Source organism: Henriciella mobilis (assembly GCF_003576315.1).
GTDB lineage: Bacteria > Pseudomonadota > Alphaproteobacteria > Caulobacterales > Hyphomonadaceae > Henriciella > Henriciella mobilis.
This window is the reverse complement of sequence record NZ_QWFZ01000006.1, coordinates 263,469-288,273: the sequence shown is the minus strand read 5'-3', so window position 1 is coordinate 288,273 and position 24,805 is coordinate 263,469. Positions and strand designations below refer to the sequence as shown.

Here is a 24,805-nt window from a genome sequence, read left to right as displayed (position 1 = left end):
AAAGGTTTTCGTAACCTATCGGCGGATCATGCGCACACTGTTGAAGATGCTGCAGTTCATTCCGATTTTTTCCGTCACTCCACAGCCTCAAAAGCCGAGAACACTTGCAGAACATCCTATTGTTTGACGGAAAAATTTGTGCCCATATCCCGGCCATGAAAAAGCTACTTCCCGCCCTGCTTCTTCTCGCCGCCTGCGCTCCGGAGTCGACTTCGTCCCTCTACTGGTCGGACGGTGACAGCGGGCGGCTCAACGGTCAGGACTTCCGGCTTCACGGGGTCGACGCGCCAGAAACGGGCGGTGTCGGTGCCTATGGCGGAGCCGAATGCGAGCATGAGCGAGAGCTGGGCTACGAGGCGAAGGAAGAGGTCGTCGAGTTCACGCGCGGCAAGTTTGCCTATTTCGGCAAGGAGTATGGCGAGGACCGATACGGACGCCTTGTCGTGGATCTCTTTGTCGATGGCCGAAACGTCGGCGACGAGATGGTCGGACGCGGCGTCCTGAGGCGCTGGGACTATGATGGCGGTGATCCGAAGCCGGCGTGGTGCAGTGGGCGATGATGTGCCTTCCGCGCCGCGGGGCGTAAACCATTTGTTAATGCAACTGCAACGTTGCGCGCGCAACACTCCGAACCATCCCTCTTGCCGAGAAGAACAAATTCGGAAAGCTTGAGGGGTGAGCCCGCACCGATTTGCGTTGGAAGGCGATCAGTACGGGCTCTTGTATCAATCCCCGAGGGGGCTTGGCGACTAGCGCCTCCACCAGACTGGTGAAAGCCGCCAAGCCGGTCAAGTCCTCTCGGTCTGCGCCATGAGAGGAAAAAATGGCAGAGCACAACCTTCACATTTCCTACGACCTGTACTCACCAGGGCAGAAATACGACGCTATCAAAAAGGTGCTGGAGAGGCTCGGCGTTCCCGCCAAGGTCCACTATTCATTCTGGTACCTCAAAAGCCCGTACACGCCAAAAGAAGTCGGAGAAGCTATCTGGAGCGTGATGGACCAGAATGACAGCCTCTACGTCGTCGATGCTGCGACGAACGTTGCCTACTGGTTCAACGTCAACGACTTCACCGAGCAGCGGATCCAGAGGAACTGGAACCAATAAGACGGTTGTGCATGTTTTGTTCTTGGTGTTTACACACGCCATGAGCGACTTGCGCACCACTATTTATGTTGCAATCCGGTCCGCACCAAAGCGCGTGCGGGCCGGCCTTCGGGACCGGAATCCAACCATCGGCGATCGAGCGGCATCCGAGCTTGCGGAGATCGTGGAGAAGGCGGTTCAGCGTCACTTGGACTCTAAAACGCGCAAGGTTCAGCCTCCCGCCCCATCGGTTGGCGGCTGGGCCAACGACTAGCGGCGCGGCCGCCGGTGGATCGTCAGGACCAGCCAGACCAGGAAGACCACTGCCGCAGCCAACGCGCCGGCGAGCTGAGAGGTCACCCGTGCTCCTCTACCCATGCAAGGACGTCGGCCTTTGTGACCGGTGGCCGCTCGGCGTCGAGAGCATGTAGCCCCGCCATGAGTGCCCCCTTCAGGCTCCCATAGGTCTGCGCGTGCCGCTCCAGGAGGCGCAACTCATCATCGGAAAACCGGAATACCGACGCTTTTGATTTCGGCGGGTCGCACTCCTCAAAACCCATCCGAGAGATCGTCTCATGGGCGTCTTCGACACTCAACTCGAACCATTCGGCGTTTCGCCGGAAGCCTGCGAGCTTTGCATGCACCGCCGCCTCTGCAGATGCCGGATCGTCCCCTAATCGATAGGTCCTTTTGAGGTTGAGCGGCACCTTCCATTGAGTCGCAACAGAGGCACGGCGATCAACTGGCGAGTGCGAATAGCCAATCTTGATCGCATCAGGTGCTTCCATGATGTAGAGGTAGCTGTTCATTTTTGCTGCTCCACCCACGCCATAACATCGGCTTTTGTGACTGGCTGTCTCTCCCCTTTGAGCGAGCGGAGCCCGGCCATCAGAGCGGCTTTGTAACTGCCATACTCTTCCTTCAGTTGATCCAGGAGTTCGGCCTCTTCAGGCGTGAACCTAAACGAACGGGGGACATAATCGGTGCTCATGAAAAATATGTAGTGCATTGCAAACTTTTTTGCAATACCCCATTGACCATGCACTACGTATGCACTACATTAACCCTATCAGAACAGGAAAGGACACTCTGATGACAGCAACGACCATCATGATTTCCCTGGTCGCCTTCACAATCGGGACCGCGTTTTTCGAGGCGCTTTTCGAGGAGAAGAAAAAGTAAGTCCCGGCCCCACTTCGCGTCATGGCGGTGGGGTTTCGGGGTGCCGGGTGACCGGCCAAACCGAAGGACCTGAAATGACTGGAACACTTCTCTTCGGCGCTATCCTCGTCGTTCTCACCGTTGCCGGTGGTCTCGCAGGAATCAAGCGCCGCTAACCGCCTCGCCCGGACCCGCTTTCTAGCGGGCCGGGTTTTGAGGTGAGAGGGGTCGCATCCCTCTCGGCTCTTTGACATTCAATGGAGTTTCGAATGACGAAACAACCTACCAGCGCCGGGGTGGCCGGCGCAACACTGATCCTGATAGCAGGTGCCGTCCTGCTTGCGGTCACCGCGGGATTTGCCTTCGTCTCCGGCCTTTACTGGCATGTGAGGCTGGCCGATCAGCCGGATGCGGTACGCTGGGGCCTGATTGGGCTTTCCGTCGCCGTGTCCTTCGCCGGCGCTTTCGGAGCGATCGCTGCGGGCATCAAGCGCAATGCTGCGATGTTCGTCGGGGCCTTCATCTTCATGGGGCTCGATTGCGTCCAGAACGCCTACGGGCTGCAAGAGCTGGATCGGCTGACGAATGGGGCGACAGAGGCCCAGGCTCGCTACGACGCGATGCTGGACAAGCTGGTCTCCCTGCCCAATCCGAGCGCGACGGGGGAGATCCGAAACAAGGACACCTACCTGGACACGCAGGAAAAGCTTGGCGAGAATATCACCCTGCTGAAGACCGAACTCGAAGCATCGGAAACGACCCGCTTCGAACTCTGGCAGGTCATGTCGGCCTTCGCGGCCGCTCAGTTCGCCCTGCTGATGCTTTTTGGCGGACTGGGACGCACACACCGCCCCGAACCGCAGGAATCGCCCCAGCGCGTCCCTGTGCCCCAAGGCAAGAACGTCCATGTCTTCAAACCGAAGGTGATGGACGAACGGGATCAGAAAGCGTGGGCCAAGGTCAAAGCGAGGTCTCGCGCATAAAAAAGAGCCCCCAGCCGCAAGGCCGGGGGCTTTTTCATGCCTGAAATGTCGGTGGCCTTACTGGTCTTCGCCGTCTCTCTTCCGGCGCTTTGCCGCGTTGAGAACGTCCTCCAGCGCTTCGCGCAACGTCTTTCCATGCAGCCAGAGCAAGGTTGTCGGCGCGGTGATGGCGGCCAGCAGGACAGCGACGGGCACGAGATCGGCCGGAAACCAGCTCACCCGCAGAAGAGCCCAGCCGACCGCTGGCGCAAACAGCACACCCGAAAAGGCCAGGCGCGGCTTTCTCTGCCATTCGCTCAGGACCAGGTACCCGGCCCCGACCGCGGCGCAGGCGAGGAAGAACATTTCGCCCAGCTGCTGTAGCAGGTGTTTCATTCTTGAGGCTCCGGCTTGTTGATTGCGCCTGATCTGAGGGCCGCGTGGAAACCGATGACCGCCATGCCGGCGGCGAAGTGGGCTGCCAGCCAGCGAAGCGAGGTCAGTGTCCCCAGCCGGTCGCCGGAACGGGCAATCAGGTATTCGATGTTGAGAGTCGCCATGGCGATGCCGCCCATGGTCGAGACCACGGCAGCAAAGAACCAGACATGTTTGACGCCATTGTCAGCTGGCCATTCATACCGGCGCAGACAGAGCAGCGCGAGAAGGTAGCCGCCGAGGATCCTCGCCGCTTTTACAGCGCGGAACGGCGCACGGGCATGCAGCGCCGACAGGGCGTCGAGCCCGCTGAGGGCGACGAAAAGGTAGACGACTATGATGATGAACTGCGTAAGGTCGTGGACCATCGCGATCATTTTTCACCTCCGCTTGGAGAGAAACGCAGCCGGGCAGACAGCCCCCATGCCCCTGCCCGGCTGCTCCCTGACGCCTGCCTATCAGGCGTCGGCGGGCGTCAAAGCTGGGCTTTGAGCTTTTCGGTGTTGACCGAGATCTCCGCAGAGTTGGCCTTCAGCCGCTCGAGCTGCGCATCCAGCGCGGCCGCGTCGACCTGGCCCTTCTCGTCGATGATCTGCTGCAGGAGATCGGCCGCTTCCTGGACGGCGGCGGCCATGTCCTCGTCGAGCTGGAGCCCAAGCCGCGTGTAGCGGGTGGCGCTCTCGACGATTTCGAGGGCGGTGTCGATCACCTTGTTCTGGCCCTCGAAGATTCGAGCGACAGTAACCGCGCGATCGATCATCGTCAGCCAGGCGGAAAGATTGATAGCCATGGGAATATCCTTTCAGGATAGGAGGTTTTTTTGGTGGGTTGGCGTTGGCGGCGCGCAGCCGCCAGACCTTCGGGGCTAGATCTCGCCGAGCTGGTCGAAGATCGGCTTCGCGGCCGCCCATTTGTCGGTGAGCGTGCCATAGGCAGCCGCCGCTTCGATCAGCAGCGTCTGGGGTGGCGGCACACCTTCAGCCTCGTAGCGGACGACCTCACCGTGCAGGTAAACAAAGGCATCGATCGCCCGGTTGAGGGCCTGGGCGACCGGCGCGGCCTTCGCCTCGATCTCGCCGGCCTTGATCGCGGCCTTGATAAGGGCCTCGTCGCCAGAGCCGTCAGCGGCTTCCTGCAGGCTGATCACGCTTTGCTGGGCCACTTCATAGCCGAGCAGGCCTGCAAAGGCCTCACAGGCCACGCGGTTGCCCGTGCGGGCGATTTCCGAGGCTTCCGCCGTCTCGGTTGGCAGGGTCTCGCACGCCGCCGAGATGTCGGCGACCGGCGGCAGGCCGACTTTCGAGCGTACATCGTTGAGCTGTGTACAGGCGACGCAGGACGCGAGGCCGAGCACGAGGATGCCAAACAGCATCGCATATTTGATAGGTGACATGGGGAGTTTCCTTTCGGGGTTTCAGTCACAAAAAAGCCCGCCTGCCTGATGGCGGACGGGGTCGGCAGACCGGCCGATGCAGGGCCGGGCATTCGGGGTGGGTCAGGGATGAATCTCGAAGTGGGGGCCGTCGATAAATGCAGACCGTCCAAGCGAGCGGCGATGATCGACATAGGCGTTGACGCGAGCTTCCAACTCGGCAGCAGTCGGCGGGAGGTCTTCGCCTTCGTCGACCAGCCAAAGCCAGTCCCCGCCCCAGCGAATGCGCACGCCCAGAGAGTGCGCCGCGTAGGCCATGGCGGCGGCGACCGGGTGAATAAGCGGCCACTCCCAGCGCAGCTTGCCGTTGACATACGGCACGAGGTCCACGGCATGGCCGTAGCCGTCCGGCTGGGTCAGGTGCTTCGAGTTCAACGTCTTTGAAGCACCGCGCGCGACCATCTCACGCTGTTCTGCGGGAGACCGGATTCCATCATGGACACTGAAGTCCTGTGTCGTTACCGCAATAGCTTTCTCAACGCATTTGACGAGCTCCGGGTGCACACCGGTAAGCTCAGAGCGCGAACGCGATCCGAGTTTGAAGCCTGACATTTGGGGCTGGTCCTGTTCTGGTTTCCGGGCAGAAAAAAGCCGCCCGAAGGCGGCGAGCGGAAACAGGATGGGGGCTAAGAGGCGCATGGCTATTCTGCCGGTGTATCTTCTTCGACCGGGTCAGCGGCTGGCAGGGTCGCAATCACCGCTGCCAGCGTTCCCGGGTAATCGATCCCGCCGCGTGCTGCCCATGCATTTTCATTGCAAAGCCGGATTGATCCTGCAAGCAGTTCGCGGGCGCTTTGATCCATGCTGGCGCCATCTGCATCAAAGACCGGATGCAGCGCCGCGATGGCCTTGTGGCAGCGCTCTACCACGGACGGATGAGCCGCCGCCGCAATGAGCGCCTGCTGCGTTTCGGTCGACAGCGATGAGCTGGCCGCATAGGCGACTGCGTTCAGCTTGTCGGTGACCGCCTGAATTGTCTGCGGATATGTCATTGTGCGGCCTCGTGGATGGCGGTGAGGCGGGGGTCATTCACGCTTTCCACGCCGCTTTCGATGGCCTCGGCCACACAGCGCTTGGTGTCCGCCTTGCGGTGACGGTAGGTGTAGGCGTGGTCGGTATGCTCGCAGGCGCGCTCGGCAGCGATGCGCAGCGTGTCGTAGGCCTTCTGTGCCGTCTCGGCGTTGTAGACCTCCGGAACGATCACGGACTGGCTTACAGTCTCACGGTCGCGGATATCGGCGGACGCGCACGCACAGGTGAGCGCCGCCGCCAGGATAAGGGCAGGCGTTTTCATCGGGTTTCCTTTCGGGTTTGTTAGGAGGAGAAGCTGTAGGAGCCGCGCAGGAGGCGGACTCGGCCATCACCGTCCGTGATGGTGGTTTCGAAGCGCCCGGTCTCGGTCTGGCCACCACCAGTGAACGTGGCGGTCAGCTGCACAGTGCTGTCTGATGTTACCGAGCTTGTGATGGCGGTCTTCGGTGTCAGGGAGTCGGGATAGAGCTCGGTGCGCGCTTCATAGGATCCAGCGCCGCCGGAAATGTTGATGTTCGTACTCGCCACCACCGTGCCGGCGCCGCTGCGCGATCCGGTGAGGCTGCTATCGACATAACTGGCAGCGAAGTTGTTGTCGGCCGGCAGAGACGCGACATCTACCCAGCCGGATCCCGGCACGTCCCACTGCACAGTGTTCGTTTCGGTGTTCGCGTAGCCTGCCCAGCTTCCCGTGCTGGCCGGGCGGGCGGCTGTATTGCCTCGCCCATTGCTTGCCGTGGCCTGGTTGCCCTGCCCAGTGATCGAGGCCGCCACGCCCAGCGTCGTGATGACAAGGCTTTCGGTGAGCGTCGTCGTGCCGTCGGCGCGCTTGATGTAGGCGCTTTCGAGACTGATCTGGGTGAGTGTGGCGAGGACGTTGAAGCCGGTGAGTTCCGAGTCGCCATAGGCGAGGCTGGACAGGGTTGCGAGCGCGCCTTGGCCGGAGATTGCTGCGGCTGTGTTCCCGCTGGTGACATCGGCACCCGCTTCGGCGGGTCTCAGGCTTTCGAAGAGCGACACCTCGTCGATTTGGACCCAGACAACTTCGCCGGTTGCGCTTGCGCCAGCGTTCCGGATGCCGCCGCTGAAACGGACCCTTGCAGCACCCGCCGGGAGCGCGGCACTATTCGCTGGCAACCCGGTCGTGGACTCTGCGTAGTAGCATTCAACCTCGACAATGTCGGTCCCGGAGCCTGTCTCCGCACCGCCAAGGTAAACAGTGAAATTCGGCGAAAGCGCCACGCCGTCTTCATCATAACTGCGCGCAATGATCTGCGGATTCCAGCTCCCTTCGTTCGTCAGGGACCGGACGCCTGCGCGCACGCGGTAGACCTTCCCGCTGACCGGGAAATCGGCTTTCGGGCCGCCTTCACTGTTATTGCCATTGGCCGATAGCGCACCCGATGCGTTGATCGGGGCATCTGGCAGGGAGTCGAGCGCTCCGACTGTGCTTTTCGTCCAGGTGCGCGCGGTCGGGCCGGACGTCAGGCTGCCGATTACCGCCGCAGCATCGTCTGCATTCAAGTCAGCGAGAGTGTCAGCCGTCGCGCCCGAACCCTGCCCATCAATCGCAGCAGCCGTGCCAAGCGAGGTAACGACAAGACTATCCGTAAGGCTGGTCGTGCCGTCTTCGCGCTTCAGGTAAGCCGAGCCAAGCGCTATCTGTGAAAGCGCGGCGATGGAGCCAAACCCTGTAAGTTCTGCATCGCCGTACGCAAGACTACTCAGCGTGGCCAGCGCACCTTGGCCGATAAACGCCGCCGCTGTTCCTAGCGACGTGCGCAAGAGCGCATCCGTCGCGCTTGTGCTGCCGTCTTCAAGGCGGACATTCGAGCCGAGTGTCGTGAAGGCGAGCGCGGCAAGTGAACCGAAGCCCGTCAGATAGCCGGAGCCGTAAGCAACGCTATCTTTCGTCGCAAAGGCCCCTTGGCCAGCTATCGCGGCTGCGGTGTTGCCTGAAGTTACATCTGCGCCCGCCTCTGCGGGTCGCAAGGACTCGAATATTGAAACCTCTTCAACAGTAAGCCACAAAGTCTCTGCCGACGCCGAAACGCCGCCATTTCTAATGCCAGCCGTAAAACGAACGCGAGACGCCCCCGCTCTTAATGAGGTCGCCGTTTCATCTATTGAAACGGTGCTATCTTTGAAAAGCCATTCAACTTCAACAATTTCGCCGGTTGACGTCTCTTCGGCAAACTGAACGACGCTGAAGTGACTCACGTCACTCGGGTATTTGTCGCCCGCCTCATCGAAATTCCATGCAATAATATGCGGATTCCATGTGCCATCTGACGCTGTTGCCATAATGGCCGCACGCACTCGATAAACCTTGCCAGCGACAGGAAAATCAGCCTTAGGGCCTGCCGTTCCGGTGTTGCCGGTGCTGACTGCGCCGCCACTCGGCCCTATGCTCGCGTCAACAGCGCCACCCGGAATACTAAAGGACGATGCGGACCAGGTTCGCGCGCTCGGCCTAAAGGCATATGAAGCAACCACAGCAGCAGCATCGCTAGCATTCAGGTCTTCAAGGGAGTTCGCGGTTGCGCCGCTGCCCTGCCCAGCAATTGCCGCCGCCGTGTTGTCGCCCGTCACATCGGCATTATCGTCAGGCTTGCCGCCATCATTCGTGACGCCGGACCAAGGGACAGCGGCCGCACTACCTGAGCTGGTTGCGGTCGCGTTCGCGGTGGTGGTCACTTCCTGGAAGTCGGACCACTCCCCATAGCGCTTGCCGTCATCGCCACGGTTCTCCACGCCGCGAAAGCGGAAGACATAGTCCCGCGAGGGCTGGAATCCCGCGTAGACCAGTGTCGAGCGGCGCGGGTCGAAGTCGAGGACAAAGGACTCCCCCGAGATGCCCGGAGAACTGGCCCCGTCCGAGAAGCCGTACTCCATTTCGGTGCGGTCAGCGATGATGTCGTCGAGATCGGCCGGCAGCGTGACAGCAAGCTGGATTCCCGGTGTCAGGTTTCCACCGCTCCCCAGCTCGACCGCTGTCGCCGTGACGCTCGGCGGATCAATGTCCGGCAGGGTGAGCGGATCGAAACTCGGCGGGGCCGACAGGTCGACCGCCGTCCCCTCATCCCAGACCAGCTGGGCCGGATCGATTTCTGTTGCGACAACTTCGATGCTGCCATCGAGGAAGCGGGTGACTTCATCGGCAACAAAGGTCTTGCCGGATGGAAAGCCGCGGATCGCGCTCTCACGCACGAACCATTCACCCGGCTCGATGACGCGCGCCTTCACGGTGTAGGTCTCGGTCAGCTGGAAGATGCGGCGGCTGTCCTCGATCTTCAGCTTGGCAATCCGCTGAGACCGCTCCCCGCTGATTTCGAGGTCGAGGTCGAGCGTGTCGCTGATCTCGCCATTGTCGTCATCGACATAAGAGCTGATCGAGACTTCCGGGTAATCGTCCTTCTTGTAGTCGTTATCGGGATTGATGAACCGGCCCGAGAGCGTGTTGACCATGTCATCGATCAGCCCGCCCGGGTCGGCAACGCTTTCTGTCCCGCGCTTCAGGTCACCATCGGTGAGCGTGATAACAGGCGTGCGCTCGATCGGGGGCCGGAAGGCGATGCGCCCGCCCTGGTCGATGGCCCTTGCCGCCATCTGGCGCGCGATCTTCTCGAGGTTCTTGGCATGATCGTCGGCGGCCGAGAGGACGCCGTTGACCTCGTAGCGCTTCTGCGTGCCGCCAGCCTTGAGAGCGACGTTCTCGTCGCTGTGGTCAGCCAGCGCTGCAAATTCCGCATAAGGCACCGCGTCGACGGCCTCTCCCACGCCGAACCACATGGCTGACGAACCGGACATGATACGGATGCCGGAACGGTAGTGGTCTGCGGCAACCATCGCGTTCGTGGTGTAGGTCCATGTCGAAGGATCATCCCAGCGCTGCGAGCCGGAGCCGCCAGCGGTGGTGTCGAGCCGCCGGTCATAGAGCCGCGCGCCCTCGCCGCCGAAGCGGTAGTCGTAGGCGTTGGCGAGGTCGCTGTCCCAGCGGTGATCAATGATCACATAGGCAACACCGCGAAGCCTGTGCGCACTCGTCCATGTCGGTTCGACGGACTGAAGGAAGCTGTCGGCGGTCTGGTCCGGGCGGCCATCATAGAAGGTGATCCACGCGCGCGGGCCACCGGAGCGCAGAGCCGTGATCTCGGTGCGCACACCATGCGAGAGCGCACCGTCGATCAGGAGGTCGCCATTGATCCAGACCTTGTCGAGCTTGTTGATGCGGTGGTCGGCAATCGCGTAGATGCGCGTGAGAGACTTGTTCTGCTGCTGATGCGTCCATGCAGCGACGAAGCTGCCTGTCTTCGCGAAGCGGCCGAGCACGAGTTCGCGCGGCGCGGGTTCATACTCTTCCTGCAGCTCATACTGAACTGTGCCGGCCTTCTTGTGCTTCGTGCGCCAGGCAAGCGTCTTGCCTTCGAGCTTCGCAATGAGGTCGAAGCCCTTGTCGCCCGCGAACACGCGCTGCTGACCGGCGGGAGACCGGGTCTCCATGCGCCGTTCGAGATAGGCCAGCGCCCCGCTCTCGATCTCCATGGAGACAATTGCCGGGCTTCCAGCCTGCAGCGTGTCGGAGAGATTGCGGATGCGGCCGCGCTCGTCTTCGAGCACGTCACCATCATCCGGCCCGTCGCCTGCGTCCCATGCCAGTCTGCGAAGCCTGATCGCCCGGTTGCGCCACTTCTCATCGAGAAGCCCGCCGATGGGGTCGGAATTGTCGCTCTGCCGGGAGCTGTCGAACTCCAGATCGATCTTCTCGGATTTGAGCGAGGATTTGCGCTTCAGGCTGTCCGGCGGCGTCCAGCGGTCGCCTAGCCCGGTATAGGTGTTGCTCTCGAAGGTGATGGTCCCGGTACCCGACCACCAGTGCAGCGTCTCTGCGTCCAGCGTGATGTCGAGGAACCAGCGCGAAATCCGGGCCATCAGCGCAGCACCTGCCGGGCTTCAAAATCGATCGACCAGTTCTTGTGGCCTTCACGGATACGCGGCTTGTCAGACAGGCGGAACTCGCCCAGCGCCTGGATGCGGCGAACCGCAGGCGTTGCGTGCGCCGTCACAGGGCGAGGCCAGACCGGGATGGTGATGACACCCGACCCATCAGCCGTCGCCTCAGCGGTCGCCTGCCCGATCCAGTAGCCGCCGCCTGCGGTGATGTAGGAGATCATGTCGCCCGGATGGGCTTTCTTGCCCGCGCCATAGCCCGACAGCGTGATCGTGCTGTTGGCCACGCTGATGGAGGAGACGCCGAGACCAGCATCGGATGTGATCGACGTGTCGCGCGGGCGCGGCTTGAACGTCCGCCACATGGTGAAGGTGAGATCGTGCAGACGCCGGCGCGCGAGAAAGCTGTCCCATGTCTCGAAGTGCGCCCGGTCCTTGATGTTGACCTTCACATCGATCGACCAGAACGGTTCCCCAATCTCGATCGTGTCCGCCTCGCCTGAGTTGGAGACAGTCTCGGTCTGGACTTCATTGCGCTGCCATACCGCCTCGATAATGCCGAGACAGGGCGCCTGCTCGCCTGCGCTCATGGGAGACCTTTCGGGCAAAGAAAAAGCCCCGCTTTCGCGAGGCTCTATTCGGGACTGGTTGACTCTCCGGCGCGGGCCGGGAGGATGCGGCCCTCAATCAGGAGGGGAGCTCATGTCAGAGAAACAAGGCATCTACGGACGGTTCATCGTTGATGTGAACGACCGCAAGGCAATGCACAATCAGCACGCCGATCATATAAACGGCTTCCGAGTAGCACTCGGCGATGGGAAGCCCGTAGGCGTCCAGATTCAATACGAACACAAAGGCGCTCTTCAGAACCTGACGATGGATCTGGATAATGCCAATTTTCTGATGTGCGCCCTGATGGCATTTCATCTGGATTACGATGTGAAATTTCCAGACGACCCCCGCGATCCGAACACGAAATTTCGAGGCAAATCATAGTGATCTCCTGATATGAAAAGCCCCGCCGGAGCGGGGCTGATGGATAAGGACGGGAAGCTCTAAGCGGCTTCCTTCACCTTTTCGGCGAGGCGGGCGAGACCTTTCGGCGTCACCCTCACCTGCTCGTGTATGTCGGCGCGGCCATCTGAACGGGTGATCTCCGTCACCTTGTGTTCCAGCAGACCCTGCTGGATCTTGTCCTGATAGCCGATCCAGTGGGCGACACCGGCACGGCGGTAGACCCACTTGTGCCGCTGAAGCCATGCAAACAGGTCTTTCGGGCGCATCTGCAGCGTTTTCGCTGCGTCTGTGATGCACATGGACTTGTCCGCAAGGGCGATCCGCTCAAGCGCTTCCACTTTGGGCCGGGCCTCGGAGAGGTCGGCTTCCAGCGAAAGCACCCGCTCGGAATAGTCGAGAAGCAGGCCGCGAAGTTGGGCCGGATTGTTGAGGTCCGGTTGCTGCCCACGAAGGCGGGCCTCCATTTCATTGAAGGCCGCGATATACTTCTCTTTCCACTCCGCCGCCTTCGCGCCCGTGAAGCCCATGACGAGGAAGGTGAAGCCGTCCCGCGTCATCTGGCACAAGGGATAGTCTCGCTTCCCGTTCTCGGGGCGATATGTAGAAAAGCCAAAATTGGCTTCTCTAAATTCATCGGAACACTCAAGAGCCTTGATGTCCCGAAGCACTTTGCCGTGATCTTTGCCGAAAACGTCAGCCACCGTGAGGCTGTCGGCCTTGGGTTCGCCGTCGATGATATGAACCAGTTCCATGCTCGCCTCCTATGCGTCTGACTGCTGTTGCAGGGTCTTCACCTGCGAACGCATAGAGATGAGCGCGACAGTGAGCGCCTCGTTGAAGGTGTTGCAGTGCCCGGACAGGCCGCGCATCTGAAGCACCTGCCAAAGCTCATCCTGCATGGCCTCGGCCAGGGTGATGAACCCGTCGATCATGCTTGCGGCTTCGTGAACTTCATCCTTCAGGTGATTTACGTCCTTGGGATGTGCTAGGGCAATTGTAGCCATGAGAGTCTCCAAGACAGACTTGAGTGGTTAGGCCCTCTTCGGTGCGGTAACACCGTGGGGGGCCGCTGTTGCATTTGTGTGCAACTGAGTGCATATTGCCTTCTTCGTTTTGAATGTCAACTGCACACAAAGTAATTCAATGGCAAAAACCTCTGCAATATCCGTTCGCGTTCCAGATGCAACAAAGGCCGCTGCAGAGGCAGCGGCCCAGGATGAAAGGCGTTCGGTCGCCTCGCTAGTCGAGCTGATCCTTACGGACTGGCTGAAGGATAAGGGCTATCTGCCGAAGGATTAGCGGGGTCGGTGCTTCTTTTTGTTCAGCCGCTCAACGCGTTTTTGCCAATCTCCATTCCAGCCGCTGCTGATTGCCGCCTCACACAGATCAATCGCCCGGTCGAAATCGCCCCGTTTCTCTTCGATGATGGCGAGTTGCTTGAAGCAGTGGTGGGCGGGTACCGGATCGCCATATTGCTGTTTCCATTCTTGCGCAGCCCGCTCATTAATCTCGATACTACGCTCGCAAGCTGCGATAGCCCTTGAGAGAGCGGCTTCGTCCTCATCCCGCCAGCGATAAAATACCTGGCAGTGGTTCATGTATGCAAAGTGCAGGTCGAGCACATTCACATCATCGACCGGCGACTCGTAGGCTTTGTCGATGAACGCATAAGCGCAGTGGCGATAGCCTTCTTTGTTGAACCAAACTGCTGCATTCGAAAGGTATACAAACGGATGCGGCCGGGGCGTGTACGGCCTGCCTTCGATTAGCGGTCGCGCCGTTGCCCCCATCGGGGCGTAGGTGTCCGCCATCCATTGGCGATCCTCTTCGGTGAATGTCTCAAACCACCAGTGCTCAAGCCCAAGCAGCGCGATGTCACCTCGCACTCGCTTTTTTTTGAATATCCCAAGCATGCCACCTCAGCCGCCTGCAGCAGATATTTCAGCCGAAAATCGTCTCAGGGCGTGATACGCTTTGCTGTCCTTGCCACCGTCGATGACGGCATCTTCGAGATTTCCATCGCTGGTCGTGACGCGCATCCAAACCCGATCCGCCGTAAGTATACGGTCAATCAAGCTGATCGGAGCAACAAAGTCCTTTTCAGAGCCTTCGACGGTATCGAGCACGCGCTCAAAGTCGGTGAATCCGCCAGCAGGTTCCAGTTCGACCACCTCACCGTCGATATTGAACGAAGCGCCGAGGATGGCCGTTGTCTCATTGAAGACTGCCGCCCTGAGCAGAAACATGTCGGGCTTGGCCTCCTGCCATTGTCCGCCGAAACCCGTACAGATGAACTGCGTGCAGGCGTTGCCATGCGGATTGATGTGAACGACGGCAGAGTCGTCAAATCCACTATACGTGGTCTTGGCCGCCATTCCGGTCGTGGTCCCGCAGGCTGCCAATGCGAGCGCTGCCGCCAATGCTGTGAATCCCCTCAAACTGTTGTCCTCCTGTGCTTGGGAGAAGGCAACGTAAGGCAGATTTACCCGTTAAGGAACCTCTCCCTTTGGTGGCGCGGCGTAGACCGTTTCTTTTCCCGGCTGATTTCGCGGCGAACGTTTTCAAGCATTCGACGGTCACGCGCCTCCAGTTCGCGCATCATGTCCGGCAACGTGTCCTGATTGACAGGGCCGTAGAAGTTGACCGGACTTCCCGTCACGCTCACCCGCTGTCCGCCACCTGAGACGTAGGTCGGATTTACAGGCTGGCTGATGCGGGCGAGCTGGGCTTCCATGTTCGGCGCGGTCACCGCTGGCTGGACCTGCCCGTATCCGCCAGACATCAGGTAGTATTTGCCGCCGCGCTCCAGCAGCTCCGGCTTTCCCTTCTCGTTGACTTCGTAGAACTCGTCGGGGCGAACCGGACCACCGCGCTCGCGCCCGCCGCCGAAATTGGCGGCAACGCCCTGGATCGTGGAAACGACCTGGGCGCCCTGCGCTGCCACCGTCGCGGCCGCCGCAAGGTTTGACGGGAAGGGCAGGCTCAGCGCCTTTGCCACGCCGCTCTGGATCTGGACAATGGAAGACGCGATCGCAAACGCCTTCTCGACGGCGAAGAGCGCCTTGTAGATGCCGGACTGCTCGCCCGCGAATGTCTTGGCGAGCCCGGCAAGCCCGTCAAACAGCTGCTGACCGGCCTCAAGTTGCTGGATGGCGGATTGAGCCCGAATTTCGGCGATCTTCTCTTCGCTTTCAGCGATGATCTCCTGCCGGCGAAGCTCATACTCCTCCTCAAGAATTTGCTTTTTTTCCAGAAGCTCCTTCAGGTCTTTTATTTCGGTATCTCTCTGCGCTTCGATCTGATCGGCCGGGTCAGACGAATACTCGCCCTCGCCCATGACCTTTTTGCGATATTCCTCTTCGGCCAGCGCGCGTTCTTCCGCCAGCGCGGCAAGCGCTTCGTTCCTGCGGCCCTCATGCTCGATCTCGTCTTCAATGGCCTTGGCCCGGCGGTCATATTCTCGTTCGATCAGCGCGAAGCCGCGCCCGGCAAGGCGGTCTCGCGCAGCGGCGATCTGGTCGATGATGTCGAGTTCGCGATCAAGCTTATCCTTATCGGCCTTCTCTTCCGCGTCATTGATGCGGTTGACCTCTGCAAGGTATGCTTCGAGCGCATGGCCACGCTTCAAAGTGGCTTCCTCGCCTTTCAGGCCGAGCGTTTCTATCGCCTTGATTTGCTCGTCATAGGCGGCTTTGGCCTCGTCGCGCTCGATCTGATAGGTCGTTTTGAAAGCGTCTTCGAGTTCCTTTAAGGCGTCCTTGGCGGCGTCGATGTCGGCGGTCGATGTCGGGCCACCGGACGTGCGTTCGCCCTGCACCGTTTCGCGCGCCAGGTCGCGGGCTGTGACTTCATCCAGACCGGCTTCGAGAAGTCGGATGGTTTCTTCGGCAATTTCGATCTGCTGCTGAAAGCGCTCGACCGCAGCGTCCGTTCCGGCAGCGCGCGCCTGCTCAAGCGAGTCCTTCAGCTTATCGATCTGCTCTAGCTCTGCCTCGATGAGGCCGACATTGCGAAGCTCTGTCGATCGTCTGTCGAGCGCCTTCCTCAGTCCCTCGACACCGCCATCGGCCAAGGCCTCGCCAATATTGACGCCGCCTTCACCAAAGGCACCCTCCAGTATGCCGGAAGCCTGTCCGCGCAGAACAGCAAGCTTCTGCTCAACTTCCAGGATGCTGTCTTCGAATCCCGTTTCCTTGTAAACGGAGCCGCGCTGGATGCGCTGGATTTTTTCGGCGTCGGCCTGCTTGTCGCGAAGGTCTTCCAGTTTGGCTTCGGCCTTCGCAATCTCGCCCGTTACGAGAGAGAATTGCTGGACGATGGTTGCTGACGTTACCTCGTTTAAGGCTTCGCTGATCTCACGCACCGCATCACGCATACGGTTAAGCGCTGGGATGGAACCGTCGGCGCCGTTCCGCACCTCATTGAAAGCGTCAAACTCTGACGTGTTCTCCAAAGCAGCGTTCATGCTTTCGATGGAGGCCCTTGCCTCCTCGATGGCACGCTCTCCCGCGCGGGCATCCCTGCCGAGTACGACAAAGGCTGTCGCCGCTGCCGCGATGGCGAGCGTCAGCGGCCCGCCCATCAGGAGACCCAGCCGGCCAGCCACGGCGCTGACTGCGCCAAGACGGGTGACGCTTGTACCTGCGATGGCGTTTGCCACGGTGAGCTGCGCGTTTAGCGCTGCGATCCCGCCAGCCGCTGCGGGCAATGCCTTGGCGGCAAGCGGCAGCAGCGCCCGCACAGACAGCGCGATGATCGCGACGCCAAGAATGTCTGCGTTCTCCGCGGCGACGATGAGGAGCTTTTGCAGGTTTTCCAGCGCGATGATAAGACCGTCTTCCGCTCCGGCTTCACCAAGCGCCAGAACTAGTTCTTCCAAACGAGACCGAGTCTGAAGCAGCGCGCCATTGAGGTTGTCGTCCATGATCTTGGAAACGCGCTCTGCCGTACCGCCTGCCTCGTCGTAGGCTTTGGACAGCTCACGCACCTTCGGGATTGACGACTGCAGCACTTCAAAGGCTGGACCGCCACGAAGGCCGAACAGCGTCATGGCGTCAGCCGTGGCGATCCCAGCATCGGAAAGGCGGTTGAGACTGTCTGCAAGCGATCCCGTCGATGAAAGCGCGATGTCTTCCATCTTGAGGCCGTACTTCGCGAGCACCTTCTCGCCCTGGCTCGACTGTTTCTCGAGACCGATCATGACGCGGCGGAGGCCCGTGCCGGCCATTTCCGCCTGAATGCCTGCGTCCGATAGCGCCGAGACCGCAGCTGCCGTGTCCTCGATGCCCACATTCAGGCCCGCCGCCACCGGCGAGACGTACTTCATGGCCTCGCCGAGCTGGTTCACGTCGGTGTTCGATGAGTTCGCAGCCTTGGCCAGCACATCGACGACACGCGCGGTTTCGGACACTTCCAGGCGGAAGCCCTGCAAAACGTTCGACGCGATATCCGCAGCCCGGCCGAGATCAAGATTACCGGCCTGGGCGAGCTGTAGCGTACCCTCGATCGAGCCAAGCACCTGTTCGGTGTCGAAGCCCGCACGAGCGAGGAAGAGCATGCCCTCTGCGGCCTGCGTTGCGCTGAAGCGGGTTGTGGCGCCAAGCTCGCGCGCCCTGTCCGTCAGGGATGCGATCTGCGCTTCCGTGGCCTGAGTGACCGCCTGAACCGTCGACATGGCCTGCGAGAAGCCCGCAAGCACACGAATACCGGCGGCCGCGCCAGCGGCAAGCGCCAAGGCGGAAGCAGCGCCCGCGAGCGTGCGACCCATATTATTCGCCGATGTACTGATGTTGTTGAATGCCTGGACATTCCGGCGCTCAGTCAGACCGGCCTGCCGACGCATGGAATCCATGTGCTTGTCGAACTTGCGGTCTGCGCCCGCGATCTTGCGCTCGTACTCGGCGACACGAGCTTCAAGTTCGACGATGACCGAATCTGCACGGACGGCCATTATTCACCGCCCTTCTTCGACTGCCGCTTCTCGCGCATCTTCTGGTCGAACCGCTTTTCGGCATGCTTGAGCGCCTCCTGATACGGAGCAATTCTCTGCTCAAGCTCGCGCAGTATGACTTCCGCTCTGACGGCCATGCGGGGCATCCTTCAGGAAAAGAAAAAGCCGCCCCGGAGGACGGCTGTTATGGAGGTGGTCAGACCCTCACATCGGGCAGGTTCATGGCCCGGATGCGGTCTTTCATGGCATCGAACTCCTCATCAGATGGGGGCTCGGCCTTGTCGCTTTTCATGAGCTTGTTGTGCTCGGCGATCATGCCTTGCCACTGCCAGAGCGTGAGGTCGTCGATGTCTTTCGGCGGGATGCCTTTTTCGAGGCCGACCGCGTAGCAGGCGGCGAGGGGGAAGTATCCGTCCCCGCCGCCTTCTGCTTTTTTGGCGCGCCCGCCTCCGGCTTCTTCTCGGCGACCTCATAGCCCTCGACACAGGCGCCGAGGATCGCGAGGGCATGCTTGTGCCACTCCTGGAGCGGCCACTGATCGCAGTAACGCTCGATCAGCTTGCGGGCATCCTGGGCATCCATGCCGCCGCCGATGAGACCGAGCCTGACGGTCTCGATGAGGTCGTTCGCCTTGTAGTCGCCAGTGAGGCAGACACGCTTCCAGATCGTACCGATGGGGGCGCCGCATTTCTCTTCCAGCTCCGCGATACGTTTGAGCGGGAGCCGGAAGAGATAGTCTGCGTCTGCGAACTCCAGCGTGACTTCGCAGCTTCGATACGGTCCGGGCATCAGGCGTTGCCCGGCACGAAGGTCGGCTTGCCGTTGAGAGCGATGCCGACGCTGACGTTCCAGCGCTGGCCGCGAGAGCCGGTTTCCTCATAGGAGGTGATGATCGCCGGCGCCTCGAAATAGCCGCCACCTTCAGCCGAGCTGAGGTCGCGGAACCAGCGGACATTCTTCTCGGCCGTATCGCCGAACCACCAGTCCTGCCAGGTCTGCAGGGCGTCCGTGTCGAGCACGCCGGAACCGGAGAGCGTCATCTGCTTGGAAACGACATCCGAGACCAGCCAGGACGGGAAATCCGGGTCCGAGCAGTCTGGAATGTTGGTGGTGTTGCTCTCGATATTCACCGTCATGGTCAGCTCGGTGAAGCCGCACGGAGCAGCGAATGCCTCAGACGAGGCTCCGTCGCCCAGCATGATCATCGCCTTGCCGAACGTCATGGTCTTTGCTTGTGCCATAGATGGGCATCCTTCTATTGGGCCGCGCCGCTTCACAGCGGTGCATCACGGGGCTGCCCACACCCCATGTCGTTGATTCCTCCGCCTGGGCCGGGCGGGGTCTTCTATCCGGTGGTGACCACCGAAAATTCGATGATTGCGTGATAGTCCGTGCTCTCGTCGCCATCCTCGAGGACCTGCGTGCGCTGCCAGTCGAGGGAGACGAGGCCGAGACCGCTCTCAAGCGGCAGCTGGTCGGCAGAGAGGGCTTCGACGATCGCGGCCGCAAGGGTTGCGCATGCACCTTCGTCGGGACCGCGCGCGAAAGCGTGAACCGTGATGGCGCTGTCGCTGCCGCCCTGCCCGGTCGCCTCATAGGGCCGCGTGTCGGGGACGCCATAGCGAATGAATGGCCATGTCGGATTGTCCGGCACACGCCGACCATAAATCCGGTTGGCGGCAACGATAGCCGTGACGGCGGGAACGCTGCGCAGGTGCGCAACCACCGCCTGCCTCAGCTGGAGAGAATGATCAGCCGGGTTCACGGTCTGCCGTTCCTGTCAGCTTGCCGATCAGCGATTGTCTCTTCGGTGTCTCGTCTTCATCGATCTCCTGGGTCTCGGTGAGGACGACGTCGGGTGTCTCGGTTTGCGAGGTCGTATCATCTGCGGCATCGGCCTCCTTGGAGGAGCGCTTGCCCTTTCCGGCCGCTTCTGCCGCCTCGGCGCAGGCCAAAGGCACATTGACCTTCTGGCCCTTGCGGAACTGCCGCATGCCGCGCTTCGAGGAGCGCCAGTTGAAGTCCTGGTTAAAAGTCACCCATGGCATCGGGCTATCCTTTCCTGATAATTGAATTGACGCCTGCGCTGATATTGACCGTGTATTGCGCCTGAACCTTGCGAGACGCCGGGCGCATGAAGGGGCGCTCCGCCATCTTCGATGTCCCGTATTCCAGGGCGACAGAATAAGGCGCTGCAGACTCCGCCACCGCCTTGAGCGGCGCCGTCCGGCGCGCTGTGGTTTTGGAGGTAAGCAGCCCCGTATCGAGGTTCGGAGGCTCGCCCGGCTTGGAGGGGACGTGCCCCGCGCCTTGGACCGAGCCCCGGGCAATGAGGACGTGCGCCTCCGCCCGCACCTGATCGGCGGCGACGAAGACACGCTTTCCCAACTCGTTGACGAGCTCCCGGCCCTTGAGCCTCTGCAATCGGCGCCGATGACGGCCGACGCCCTTGAACTTAGCCATTGATCGGCCTGCCCTGAATGGTCCACGCGGCCTGTGCCGGGTCTTCCTCGATGGCCTGGACCGAATAGAGCTGCCCCCGGATCGTGATCTTGCTGTCGAGGTCTGGCGTGAGCGCCACATCCTTCTGCAGGATAATGAGCTTCACGTCGGTGGATGGGATGTTCGCCTGAGCGCGGGTATAGGCGCTGTACGCCTCGACCATGCCTTTTGCGGCGGCGGTCTGCGTGCTCTCGGCGAAGCCGCCCTTGCCGTCATCGGTGAGTGAGACTTTCGTGATCGTCGCATCCAGCAGGAGCGGCGCAAAGACGCTGCCGAAGACCTCCTGCAGGTCGCCCCCGAGAAGACCGGCCATCAGCTGGAGCCTCCGAGCGCGACCACACCCGGCACGTTTCGCTTCAGGATCGCGAGAAAGCGCTGACCGTAGGTGGTGAGGTTGTACGTGCTGGACGAGCCAGACTGGCCGCTTTCGCGCTCCAGCTCCAGCGAGCCGAGCTTCAGCCGGCGGAAGCCTTGGAGCTGCGCCTCGCGTGTCGCGCCGAGACCGTCCAGCGTCATCTCATGGGCGGCGTGCAGGCTCTCGGCTTCCTGCCGATCGTCAGCGAGCCATGTCGCATCGACGACGCGGCGCGCCCGGACCAGTGCCGCATTGATGACAGCATCATCGACAGCGTCAAAGGCCGGGAAACGCGCCTTGAAGGTGGTCGCATCGGCGGCGGTGTAGGCCATGGCCTATTCTTCCTCGCCGTCTTTCTTGGTGTCGGACTTGGGCTGGCCACCATTGCCGGAAGTCTTGGTGCTTCCGCTGTCCTTCGATGCGGACTTGCCGCCGGACTTGGAGTCCTTCGCTGGCGTTATGATCACATCGTCGCGCGCGAAAGCCTCGACTTGTTCCGGGGCGAACTCGTATTCGCAATCGACGGTCTTCGTCTCGCCGCGCTTGACGACTTCCGTTCCGCCAAAAACCTTGAAGGCCTTGCCGAACGGGGAGTTGTTCTCGATCTCGTATTTGGGCATTGGAGGATTTCCTTCATATAGAAAAATCGTCTATATTCAGGAACGAACCCGCCCGGCGCGCCAACGCCGGAACGGGCCCTGACCAAGCCAACCTGTAAGGAGGTTCGAATGGCTGAATCCCGAATATGTTCTGTTGAGGGCTGCGACAAGCCTTTCCTCGCTCGCGGCTGGTGCGACAAGCACTACAGGCGCTGGCAAAGGCACGGCGACCCATTGGGCGGGCAACCGCCTCGCGGAACCACCATGCAGTGGCTGCTTGATCACGCCAATCACGGCGGCACAGATTGTCTTCTCTGGCCCTTCGCGCGCAACAAGAGCGGTTACGCCACGATCAGTCACCCAGACAGACCGGGCACAATGATCGCCTCCCGGATGATGTGCATCATCGCGCATGGCGAGCCGTCTGATCCTTCAGACTATGCTTGTCACGATTGCAACAATGGTCACCTAGGATGCGTGAACCCCAAGCACCTGCGCTGGGATGACAACCGGGGAAACCAGATGGACCGCGTTGCTGCCGGAAACAGCAATCGCGGGTCTCGCCACGGCAACTCCAAACTCACTGAAAGCGACGTTCGCCAAATTCGAAAACTGGCAAAGTCGCTTACAAGACAGGAGATAGCGGAGCGCTTTGATGTCAGCGTCTCCGCTATCCACTTGATCATGCAAGGTCGCACGTGGGGATGGTTGAAGTGAGGCGAGCCTAAACCCGCCTCAGATCATTAGATGTTCCCAACCGCCTTTCTGAGCGTGTTAGGGCGGACGCACATATAAAGCGGGTAGCTGTACTGTTCGCCACGGGTCCAAGCCTGACGATCGCGGTCAAGAACGTTGATCGCGTAGATGTCCTGGCCCAGCGTGTTGACGTACGGGCCGAACTCAGCCGGCGCCATCGCCTTCTTGAAGACGCCGCTCGCCCCGACCGGGAAGAACTTCGCTTCGTTGGCAGCCACCGCAACCGTCGAATTGTCGTCGGTGCCGCGATAGTTGTGCCAGGTGATGCCGCCAAAGGTGAATGCGCTGAACGCCTTGTTCGAACGCAGGTCTTCGGCTGCCGCCCAGTTCTGGTAGGTCTTCTCGACAGTCGGATGCGAGATCAGATTGTCGTAGAACGTGTCACCGACGAGTGCATGCACGCTCGTCTGAGACGTGAATGCACCCTTCGAGGACCGGGCCATGGCGCGGGTGACCGCCTGACACTTTTCGCGAACCTTCGTCGTGCTCGTGGTGAGCGCGAAGTCGATGGCTGCGGCTTCGCTGACGCCGAACTCGGAGAAGTAGTCGTAGATCACCGTAGTGCCGTCAGCATCAAGCAGCTTGCCTTGGAGCGCACCGAGACGATGGTACTCGTGGGTGAGTTCCATGTCGTCGCGGACGCGGGACATGCGACGCAGGTATTCAGCCTGCACCTGCATCAACTCGGTTTCGGACCCGAAGCCGCGAATACCCTGCACTTCCTCGGCATAGAGCGTGAAGCCCTTGGCGAGGCGCGTGGTCTTCAGCGGAACCGCGCTGCGGTTGTCCTTGACCAGTTCTTCCGGCGGAGCGCCGGTCGGAGAGGACGGGATCAGCGAGAGTGTGCCCTCGCGCTCGTCCACGAAGACGGTGCGGGTGCGAACCGGCATGTCTTCGAAGATGCCCAGCTCACCGAGCAGTTGCGGTTTGTAGTCGGTTTTCTCAACAGCGCCGGTCAGCGAAGTCATGCTGAACGCAGAGCTGTTGAACACATCCATGGATGCCATGATGAAAGTATCCTTCTATGGGAAAGACGCGCTTCTCAGCGGGCCAATAGTGGTGCTAGCGGACGATGATGCCCTTGGTGGCAAGCGCCGCGTTGGCGGTTGCCTTGGCTGCGTCGTCGGCTCCATCCACATAGGTGAGATGAGCGCCAACGACTTCGGCATCACGTTCGATCAGGGTGACAACGCGATCGACGGCCGATCCGCTGTCGTTCACGAGCGTCTCGTAGAGAAGCGCCTGGTTCTCCAGATCACCAGAGGCGAAGCTGAAGTCCGGATTGACGTACTTCTCGGCAGACGTGTCGTAACCGAGGATGGTGCCGGCCGCGAGCGTGGTATTCGCCGGGACAACAACCGTGGCGGTGCCACGAGAGCGATAGTTGTTCGCTTCCGAGACGAGGAATTGCGCGTTACGAGCGCCTTCGGTAAGTGCCATGGGTTATGCTCCCTTCTTGGCGTTGACGCCCGCACGGGCAAACACGTCATCACCCCAGTCGGAGAGAACGACGACTTTCGAATCTTGGATGCCATCAGACAGAGGATTGCGAGGTTTCGCGTCGGCGGTGAGGTGGTCGAACAGACCGGCGACATAGTCGTCGGACTTGTCTTTCACCTTCTCGTCACCGAGCTTGGCGGCAACGGCCTGCTTCTTCAGGTCCGCATTCGAGACGTTATCCGTCTTCAGGCTCGGCGCGATGGCCTTCACCTTGGCGACGATATCCGCGCGATCGGCGACCATCTGGTCGAGCTTCGCGTCGTCGAACTGCTTCGACTTCAGATCCTCGATCTCGGCGTCTTTCTTGCCGAGTTCGGTGTCCTTGTCGGCCAGCGCCTTCGCGTGGTCCGCCTTGGCATCGGACAGGGCTTTCTGAGCCGTGTCGCGGTCGCTGATTAGCTTCTTGATGGCCTGGGCGCCTTGATCAGTCGTGCTGACATTAAGGCCGTCGACCACCACTGTTTGCAGATTGTCCGGCATATGCGGGTTCCTTTCGTCTGCTTTCGGGGTGACGGGGCTGGCGCCCCAATTCGCATCATCTCCGATGCGAGCTCGTGAGCCCGCCCTGGCCTTGTCGACCACGGCGAGGTGATTGATCCTGATGCCGCGCTGAACGGCGTCGTATTCCTGCCCCTCCGGCGAGGTGCCCGGTGTCCAATCGAGCTGACACGAATATCCAGCTGAGAGTTCGCGTTTGCCGTCCTCGACAGCCTTGATCGCGGCCGCATCCTTGAGAATGAGCGGCAGCATGATCCACTCGCCGTCCTGCTTGGCAGCGGTCGAGACCTCGCCGGCGGCCAAACGCTTCCAGTTATCGCCGGTCACAGCCTCGGATGGGTGATCGATCGTGACCGGCGCATGGCTGAAGCTCTGCAGGCTGTCCTGAGCAAACACCTCTTCCGGCGGGCGATAGACGCGCACGGTCTCCATGTCGGCCTTGCCGACTTCGGAGCCGCGGTACAGTTGAATCCCCGTCCGAACACTTCGCGCCTCGGCAATCAGGTAGCCGTCTTCAGTGCGCCGCGTCCCCGAGATCGGGGCGGCGTCGGTGAACTTGGTTGTCATGG

34 protein-coding genes are annotated in these 24,805 nt (G+C 61.0%); 6 read left to right on the top strand and 28 right to left on the bottom strand.

Going from position 1 to position 24,805, the window contains the following annotated elements; genetic code table 11:
* Positions 1–155 precede the first annotated feature (155 nt).
* A complete protein-coding gene (locus tag D1227_RS06570) occupies positions 156–560 on the top strand; it encodes a thermonuclease family protein (protein ID WP_119404291.1) in 405 nt (134 codons plus the stop codon).
* 263 nt (positions 561–823) lie between these two features.
* Positions 824–1,108 (top strand): hypothetical protein, encoded by a 285-nt coding sequence (locus tag D1227_RS06565; protein WP_119404290.1) that lies wholly within the window; start codon positions 824–826, stop codon positions 1,106–1,108.
* A gap of 335 nt (positions 1,109–1,443) precedes the next feature.
* Here the strand turns inward: D1227_RS06565 and D1227_RS06560 are convergent, their stop codons facing one another.
* Together D1227_RS06560 and D1227_RS06555 are read right to left on the bottom strand one after the other, a co-directional pair.
* Positions 1,444–1,896 carry a GIY-YIG nuclease family protein gene (locus D1227_RS06560; protein ID WP_119404289.1) on the bottom strand — a complete coding sequence of 151 codons (453 nt, stop codon included), beginning with the start codon at positions 1,894–1,896 and terminating at the stop codon, positions 1,444–1,446.
* Positions 1,893–2,096 carry a hypothetical protein gene (locus tag D1227_RS06555; protein WP_119404288.1) on the bottom strand — a complete coding sequence of 68 codons (204 nt, stop codon included), beginning with the start codon at positions 2,094–2,096 and terminating at the stop codon, positions 1,893–1,895. The genes D1227_RS06560 and D1227_RS06555 overlap by 4 nt, the downstream gene beginning before the upstream one ends.
* A 421-nt stretch (positions 2,097–2,517) precedes the next feature.
* On the opposite strand from D1227_RS06555, the gene D1227_RS06550 reads away from it, so the two are divergent.
* The gene (locus D1227_RS06550) at positions 2,518–3,231 is read left to right on the top strand and encodes a hypothetical protein (protein ID WP_119455251.1); all 714 of its coding nucleotides are present in this window, start codon (positions 2,518–2,520) and stop codon (positions 3,229–3,231) included.
* 57 nt (positions 3,232–3,288) lie between these two features.
* Here D1227_RS06550 and D1227_RS06545 read toward each other — a convergent pair whose 3' ends face one another.
* The 9 genes from D1227_RS06545 to D1227_RS06505 form a co-directional block, all read right to left on the bottom strand.
* Entirely contained in the window at positions 3,289–3,606 is a 318-nt protein-coding gene (locus D1227_RS06545) for a hypothetical protein (RefSeq protein WP_119404286.1), read from the bottom strand.
* Positions 3,603–4,022, bottom strand: coding sequence for a hypothetical protein (locus D1227_RS06540; RefSeq protein WP_119404285.1), 420 nt, complete (start codon positions 4,020–4,022; stop codon positions 3,603–3,605). Before D1227_RS06540 ends, D1227_RS06545 begins: the two co-directional genes overlap by 4 nt.
* A gap of 98 nt (positions 4,023–4,120) precedes the next feature.
* Positions 4,121–4,435: a hypothetical protein gene (locus D1227_RS06535; protein WP_119404284.1), complete on the bottom strand. Its 315-nt coding sequence runs from the start codon at positions 4,433–4,435 to the stop codon at positions 4,121–4,123.
* Between the two features lie 75 nt (positions 4,436–4,510).
* Positions 4,511–5,038 carry a hypothetical protein gene (locus tag D1227_RS06530; RefSeq protein WP_119404283.1) on the bottom strand — a complete coding sequence of 176 codons (528 nt, stop codon included), beginning with the start codon at positions 5,036–5,038 and terminating at the stop codon, positions 4,511–4,513.
* A gap of 102 nt (positions 5,039–5,140) precedes the next feature.
* Positions 5,141–5,716, bottom strand: coding sequence for a M15 family metallopeptidase (locus D1227_RS06525; RefSeq protein ID WP_233349769.1), 576 nt, complete (start codon positions 5,714–5,716; stop codon positions 5,141–5,143).
* A 2-nt stretch (positions 5,717–5,718) separates the two neighbouring features.
* Positions 5,719–6,069: a hypothetical protein gene (locus D1227_RS06520; protein WP_119404282.1), complete on the bottom strand. Its 351-nt coding sequence runs from the start codon at positions 6,067–6,069 to the stop codon at positions 5,719–5,721.
* Entirely contained in the window at positions 6,066–6,371 is a 306-nt protein-coding gene (locus tag D1227_RS06515) for a hypothetical protein (protein WP_119404281.1), read from the bottom strand. The genes D1227_RS06520 and D1227_RS06515 overlap by 4 nt, the downstream gene beginning before the upstream one ends.
* Positions 6,372–6,391: 20 nt before the next feature.
* Positions 6,392–11,041 (bottom strand): aminomethyltransferase family protein, encoded by a 4,650-nt coding sequence (locus tag D1227_RS06510; protein WP_119404280.1) that lies wholly within the window; start codon positions 11,039–11,041, stop codon positions 6,392–6,394.
* Complete coding sequence (locus D1227_RS06505; RefSeq protein ID WP_119404279.1) at positions 11,041–11,649, bottom strand: hypothetical protein; 609 nt, start codon at positions 11,647–11,649, stop codon at positions 11,041–11,043. Before D1227_RS06505 ends, D1227_RS06510 begins: the two co-directional genes overlap by 1 nt.
* Before the next feature lie 112 nt (positions 11,650–11,761).
* Here D1227_RS06505 and D1227_RS19770 point away from each other — a divergent pair, with 112 nt between their 5' ends.
* Positions 11,762–12,055, top strand: coding sequence for a hypothetical protein (locus D1227_RS19770; RefSeq protein ID WP_119404925.1), 294 nt, complete (start codon positions 11,762–11,764; stop codon positions 12,053–12,055).
* A 59-nt stretch (positions 12,056–12,114) separates the two neighbouring features.
* Here the strand turns inward: D1227_RS19770 and D1227_RS06495 are convergent, their stop codons facing one another.
* Together D1227_RS06495 and D1227_RS06490 are read right to left on the bottom strand one after the other, a co-directional pair.
* Positions 12,115–12,828: a Rha family transcriptional regulator gene (locus D1227_RS06495; protein ID WP_119404277.1), complete on the bottom strand. Its 714-nt coding sequence runs from the start codon at positions 12,826–12,828 to the stop codon at positions 12,115–12,117.
* Positions 12,829–12,837: 9 nt separating this feature from the next.
* Positions 12,838–13,080 carry a hypothetical protein gene (locus D1227_RS06490; protein ID WP_119404276.1) on the bottom strand — a complete coding sequence of 81 codons (243 nt, stop codon included), beginning with the start codon at positions 13,078–13,080 and terminating at the stop codon, positions 12,838–12,840.
* A gap of 139 nt (positions 13,081–13,219) precedes the next feature.
* On the opposite strand from D1227_RS06490, the gene D1227_RS20030 reads away from it, so the two are divergent.
* Positions 13,220–13,375, top strand: coding sequence for a hypothetical protein (locus D1227_RS20030; protein WP_199288312.1), 156 nt, complete (start codon positions 13,220–13,222; stop codon positions 13,373–13,375).
* On the opposite strand, the gene D1227_RS06485 is transcribed toward D1227_RS20030, so the two are convergent.
* From D1227_RS06485 to D1227_RS06435, 12 genes are all read right to left on the bottom strand, one after another.
* Positions 13,372–13,989 carry a hypothetical protein gene (locus D1227_RS06485; RefSeq protein WP_119404275.1) on the bottom strand — a complete coding sequence of 206 codons (618 nt, stop codon included), beginning with the start codon at positions 13,987–13,989 and terminating at the stop codon, positions 13,372–13,374. The genes D1227_RS20030 and D1227_RS06485 overlap by 4 nt on opposite strands.
* Positions 13,990–13,995: 6 nt before the next feature.
* Complete coding sequence (locus tag D1227_RS06480; protein ID WP_119404274.1) at positions 13,996–14,451, bottom strand: hypothetical protein; 456 nt, start codon at positions 14,449–14,451, stop codon at positions 13,996–13,998.
* A gap of 107 nt (positions 14,452–14,558) precedes the next feature.
* Positions 14,559–18,026: a phage tail tape measure protein gene (locus tag D1227_RS06475; protein ID WP_119404273.1), complete on the bottom strand. Its 3,468-nt coding sequence runs from the start codon at positions 18,024–18,026 to the stop codon at positions 14,559–14,561.
* A complete protein-coding gene (locus D1227_RS19905) occupies positions 18,026–18,163 on the bottom strand; it encodes a hypothetical protein (RefSeq protein ID WP_158586586.1) in 138 nt (45 codons plus the stop codon). The genes D1227_RS06475 and D1227_RS19905 overlap by 1 nt, the downstream gene beginning before the upstream one ends.
* A 175-nt stretch (positions 18,164–18,338) precedes the next feature.
* Entirely contained in the window at positions 18,339–18,815 is a 477-nt protein-coding gene (locus D1227_RS06470) for a gene transfer agent family protein (protein WP_119404272.1), read from the bottom strand.
* Positions 18,815–19,267, bottom strand: a complete 453-nt coding sequence (locus D1227_RS06465) for a phage tail tube protein (RefSeq protein WP_119404271.1) — start codon at positions 19,265–19,267, stop codon at positions 18,815–18,817. The genes D1227_RS06470 and D1227_RS06465 overlap by 1 nt, the downstream gene beginning before the upstream one ends.
* 104 nt (positions 19,268–19,371) lie before the next feature.
* Positions 19,372–19,791 carry a DUF3168 domain-containing protein gene (locus tag D1227_RS06460; protein ID WP_119404270.1) on the bottom strand — a complete coding sequence of 140 codons (420 nt, stop codon included), beginning with the start codon at positions 19,789–19,791 and terminating at the stop codon, positions 19,372–19,374.
* Positions 19,778–20,074, bottom strand: coding sequence for a hypothetical protein (locus D1227_RS06455; protein WP_119404269.1), 297 nt, complete (start codon positions 20,072–20,074; stop codon positions 19,778–19,780). The genes D1227_RS06460 and D1227_RS06455 overlap by 14 nt, the downstream gene beginning before the upstream one ends.
* Positions 20,075–20,078: 4 nt before the next feature.
* Positions 20,079–20,489, bottom strand: a complete 411-nt coding sequence (locus tag D1227_RS06450) for an HK97-gp10 family putative phage morphogenesis protein (RefSeq protein ID WP_119404268.1) — start codon at positions 20,487–20,489, stop codon at positions 20,079–20,081.
* On the bottom strand, positions 20,482–20,841 hold the full coding sequence (locus tag D1227_RS06445; protein WP_119404267.1) for a hypothetical protein: 360 nt from the start codon (positions 20,839–20,841) through the stop codon (positions 20,482–20,484). The genes D1227_RS06450 and D1227_RS06445 overlap by 8 nt, the downstream gene beginning before the upstream one ends.
* On the bottom strand, positions 20,841–21,215 hold the full coding sequence (locus D1227_RS06440; protein WP_119404266.1) for a DUF4054 domain-containing protein: 375 nt from the start codon (positions 21,213–21,215) through the stop codon (positions 20,841–20,843). The genes D1227_RS06445 and D1227_RS06440 overlap by 1 nt, the downstream gene beginning before the upstream one ends.
* A 3-nt stretch (positions 21,216–21,218) precedes the next feature.
* Positions 21,219–21,503: a hypothetical protein gene (locus D1227_RS06435; protein WP_119404265.1), complete on the bottom strand. Its 285-nt coding sequence runs from the start codon at positions 21,501–21,503 to the stop codon at positions 21,219–21,221.
* A 108-nt stretch (positions 21,504–21,611) separates the two neighbouring features.
* On the opposite strand from D1227_RS06435, the gene D1227_RS06430 reads away from it, so the two are divergent.
* Entirely contained in the window at positions 21,612–22,199 is a 588-nt protein-coding gene (locus D1227_RS06430) for a helix-turn-helix domain-containing protein (protein ID WP_119455252.1), read from the top strand.
* A 26-nt stretch (positions 22,200–22,225) separates the two neighbouring features.
* Here the strand turns inward: D1227_RS06430 and D1227_RS06425 are convergent, their stop codons facing one another.
* The 3 genes from D1227_RS06425 to D1227_RS06415 are packed head-to-tail and all read right to left on the bottom strand — an operon-like array spanning position 22,226 to position 24,803.
* Positions 22,226–23,245, bottom strand: a complete 1,020-nt coding sequence (locus D1227_RS06425; RefSeq protein WP_119404263.1) for a major capsid protein — start codon at positions 23,243–23,245, stop codon at positions 22,226–22,228.
* Positions 23,246–23,300: 55 nt separating this feature from the next.
* On the bottom strand, positions 23,301–23,678 hold the full coding sequence (locus D1227_RS06420) for a head decoration protein (protein ID WP_084398284.1): 378 nt from the start codon (positions 23,676–23,678) through the stop codon (positions 23,301–23,303).
* Positions 23,679–23,681: 3 nt separating this feature from the next.
* On the bottom strand, positions 23,682–24,803 hold the full coding sequence (locus tag D1227_RS06415) for a DUF2213 domain-containing protein (protein ID WP_119404262.1): 1,122 nt from the start codon (positions 24,801–24,803) through the stop codon (positions 23,682–23,684).
* Positions 24,804–24,805: the final 2 nt, after the last annotated feature.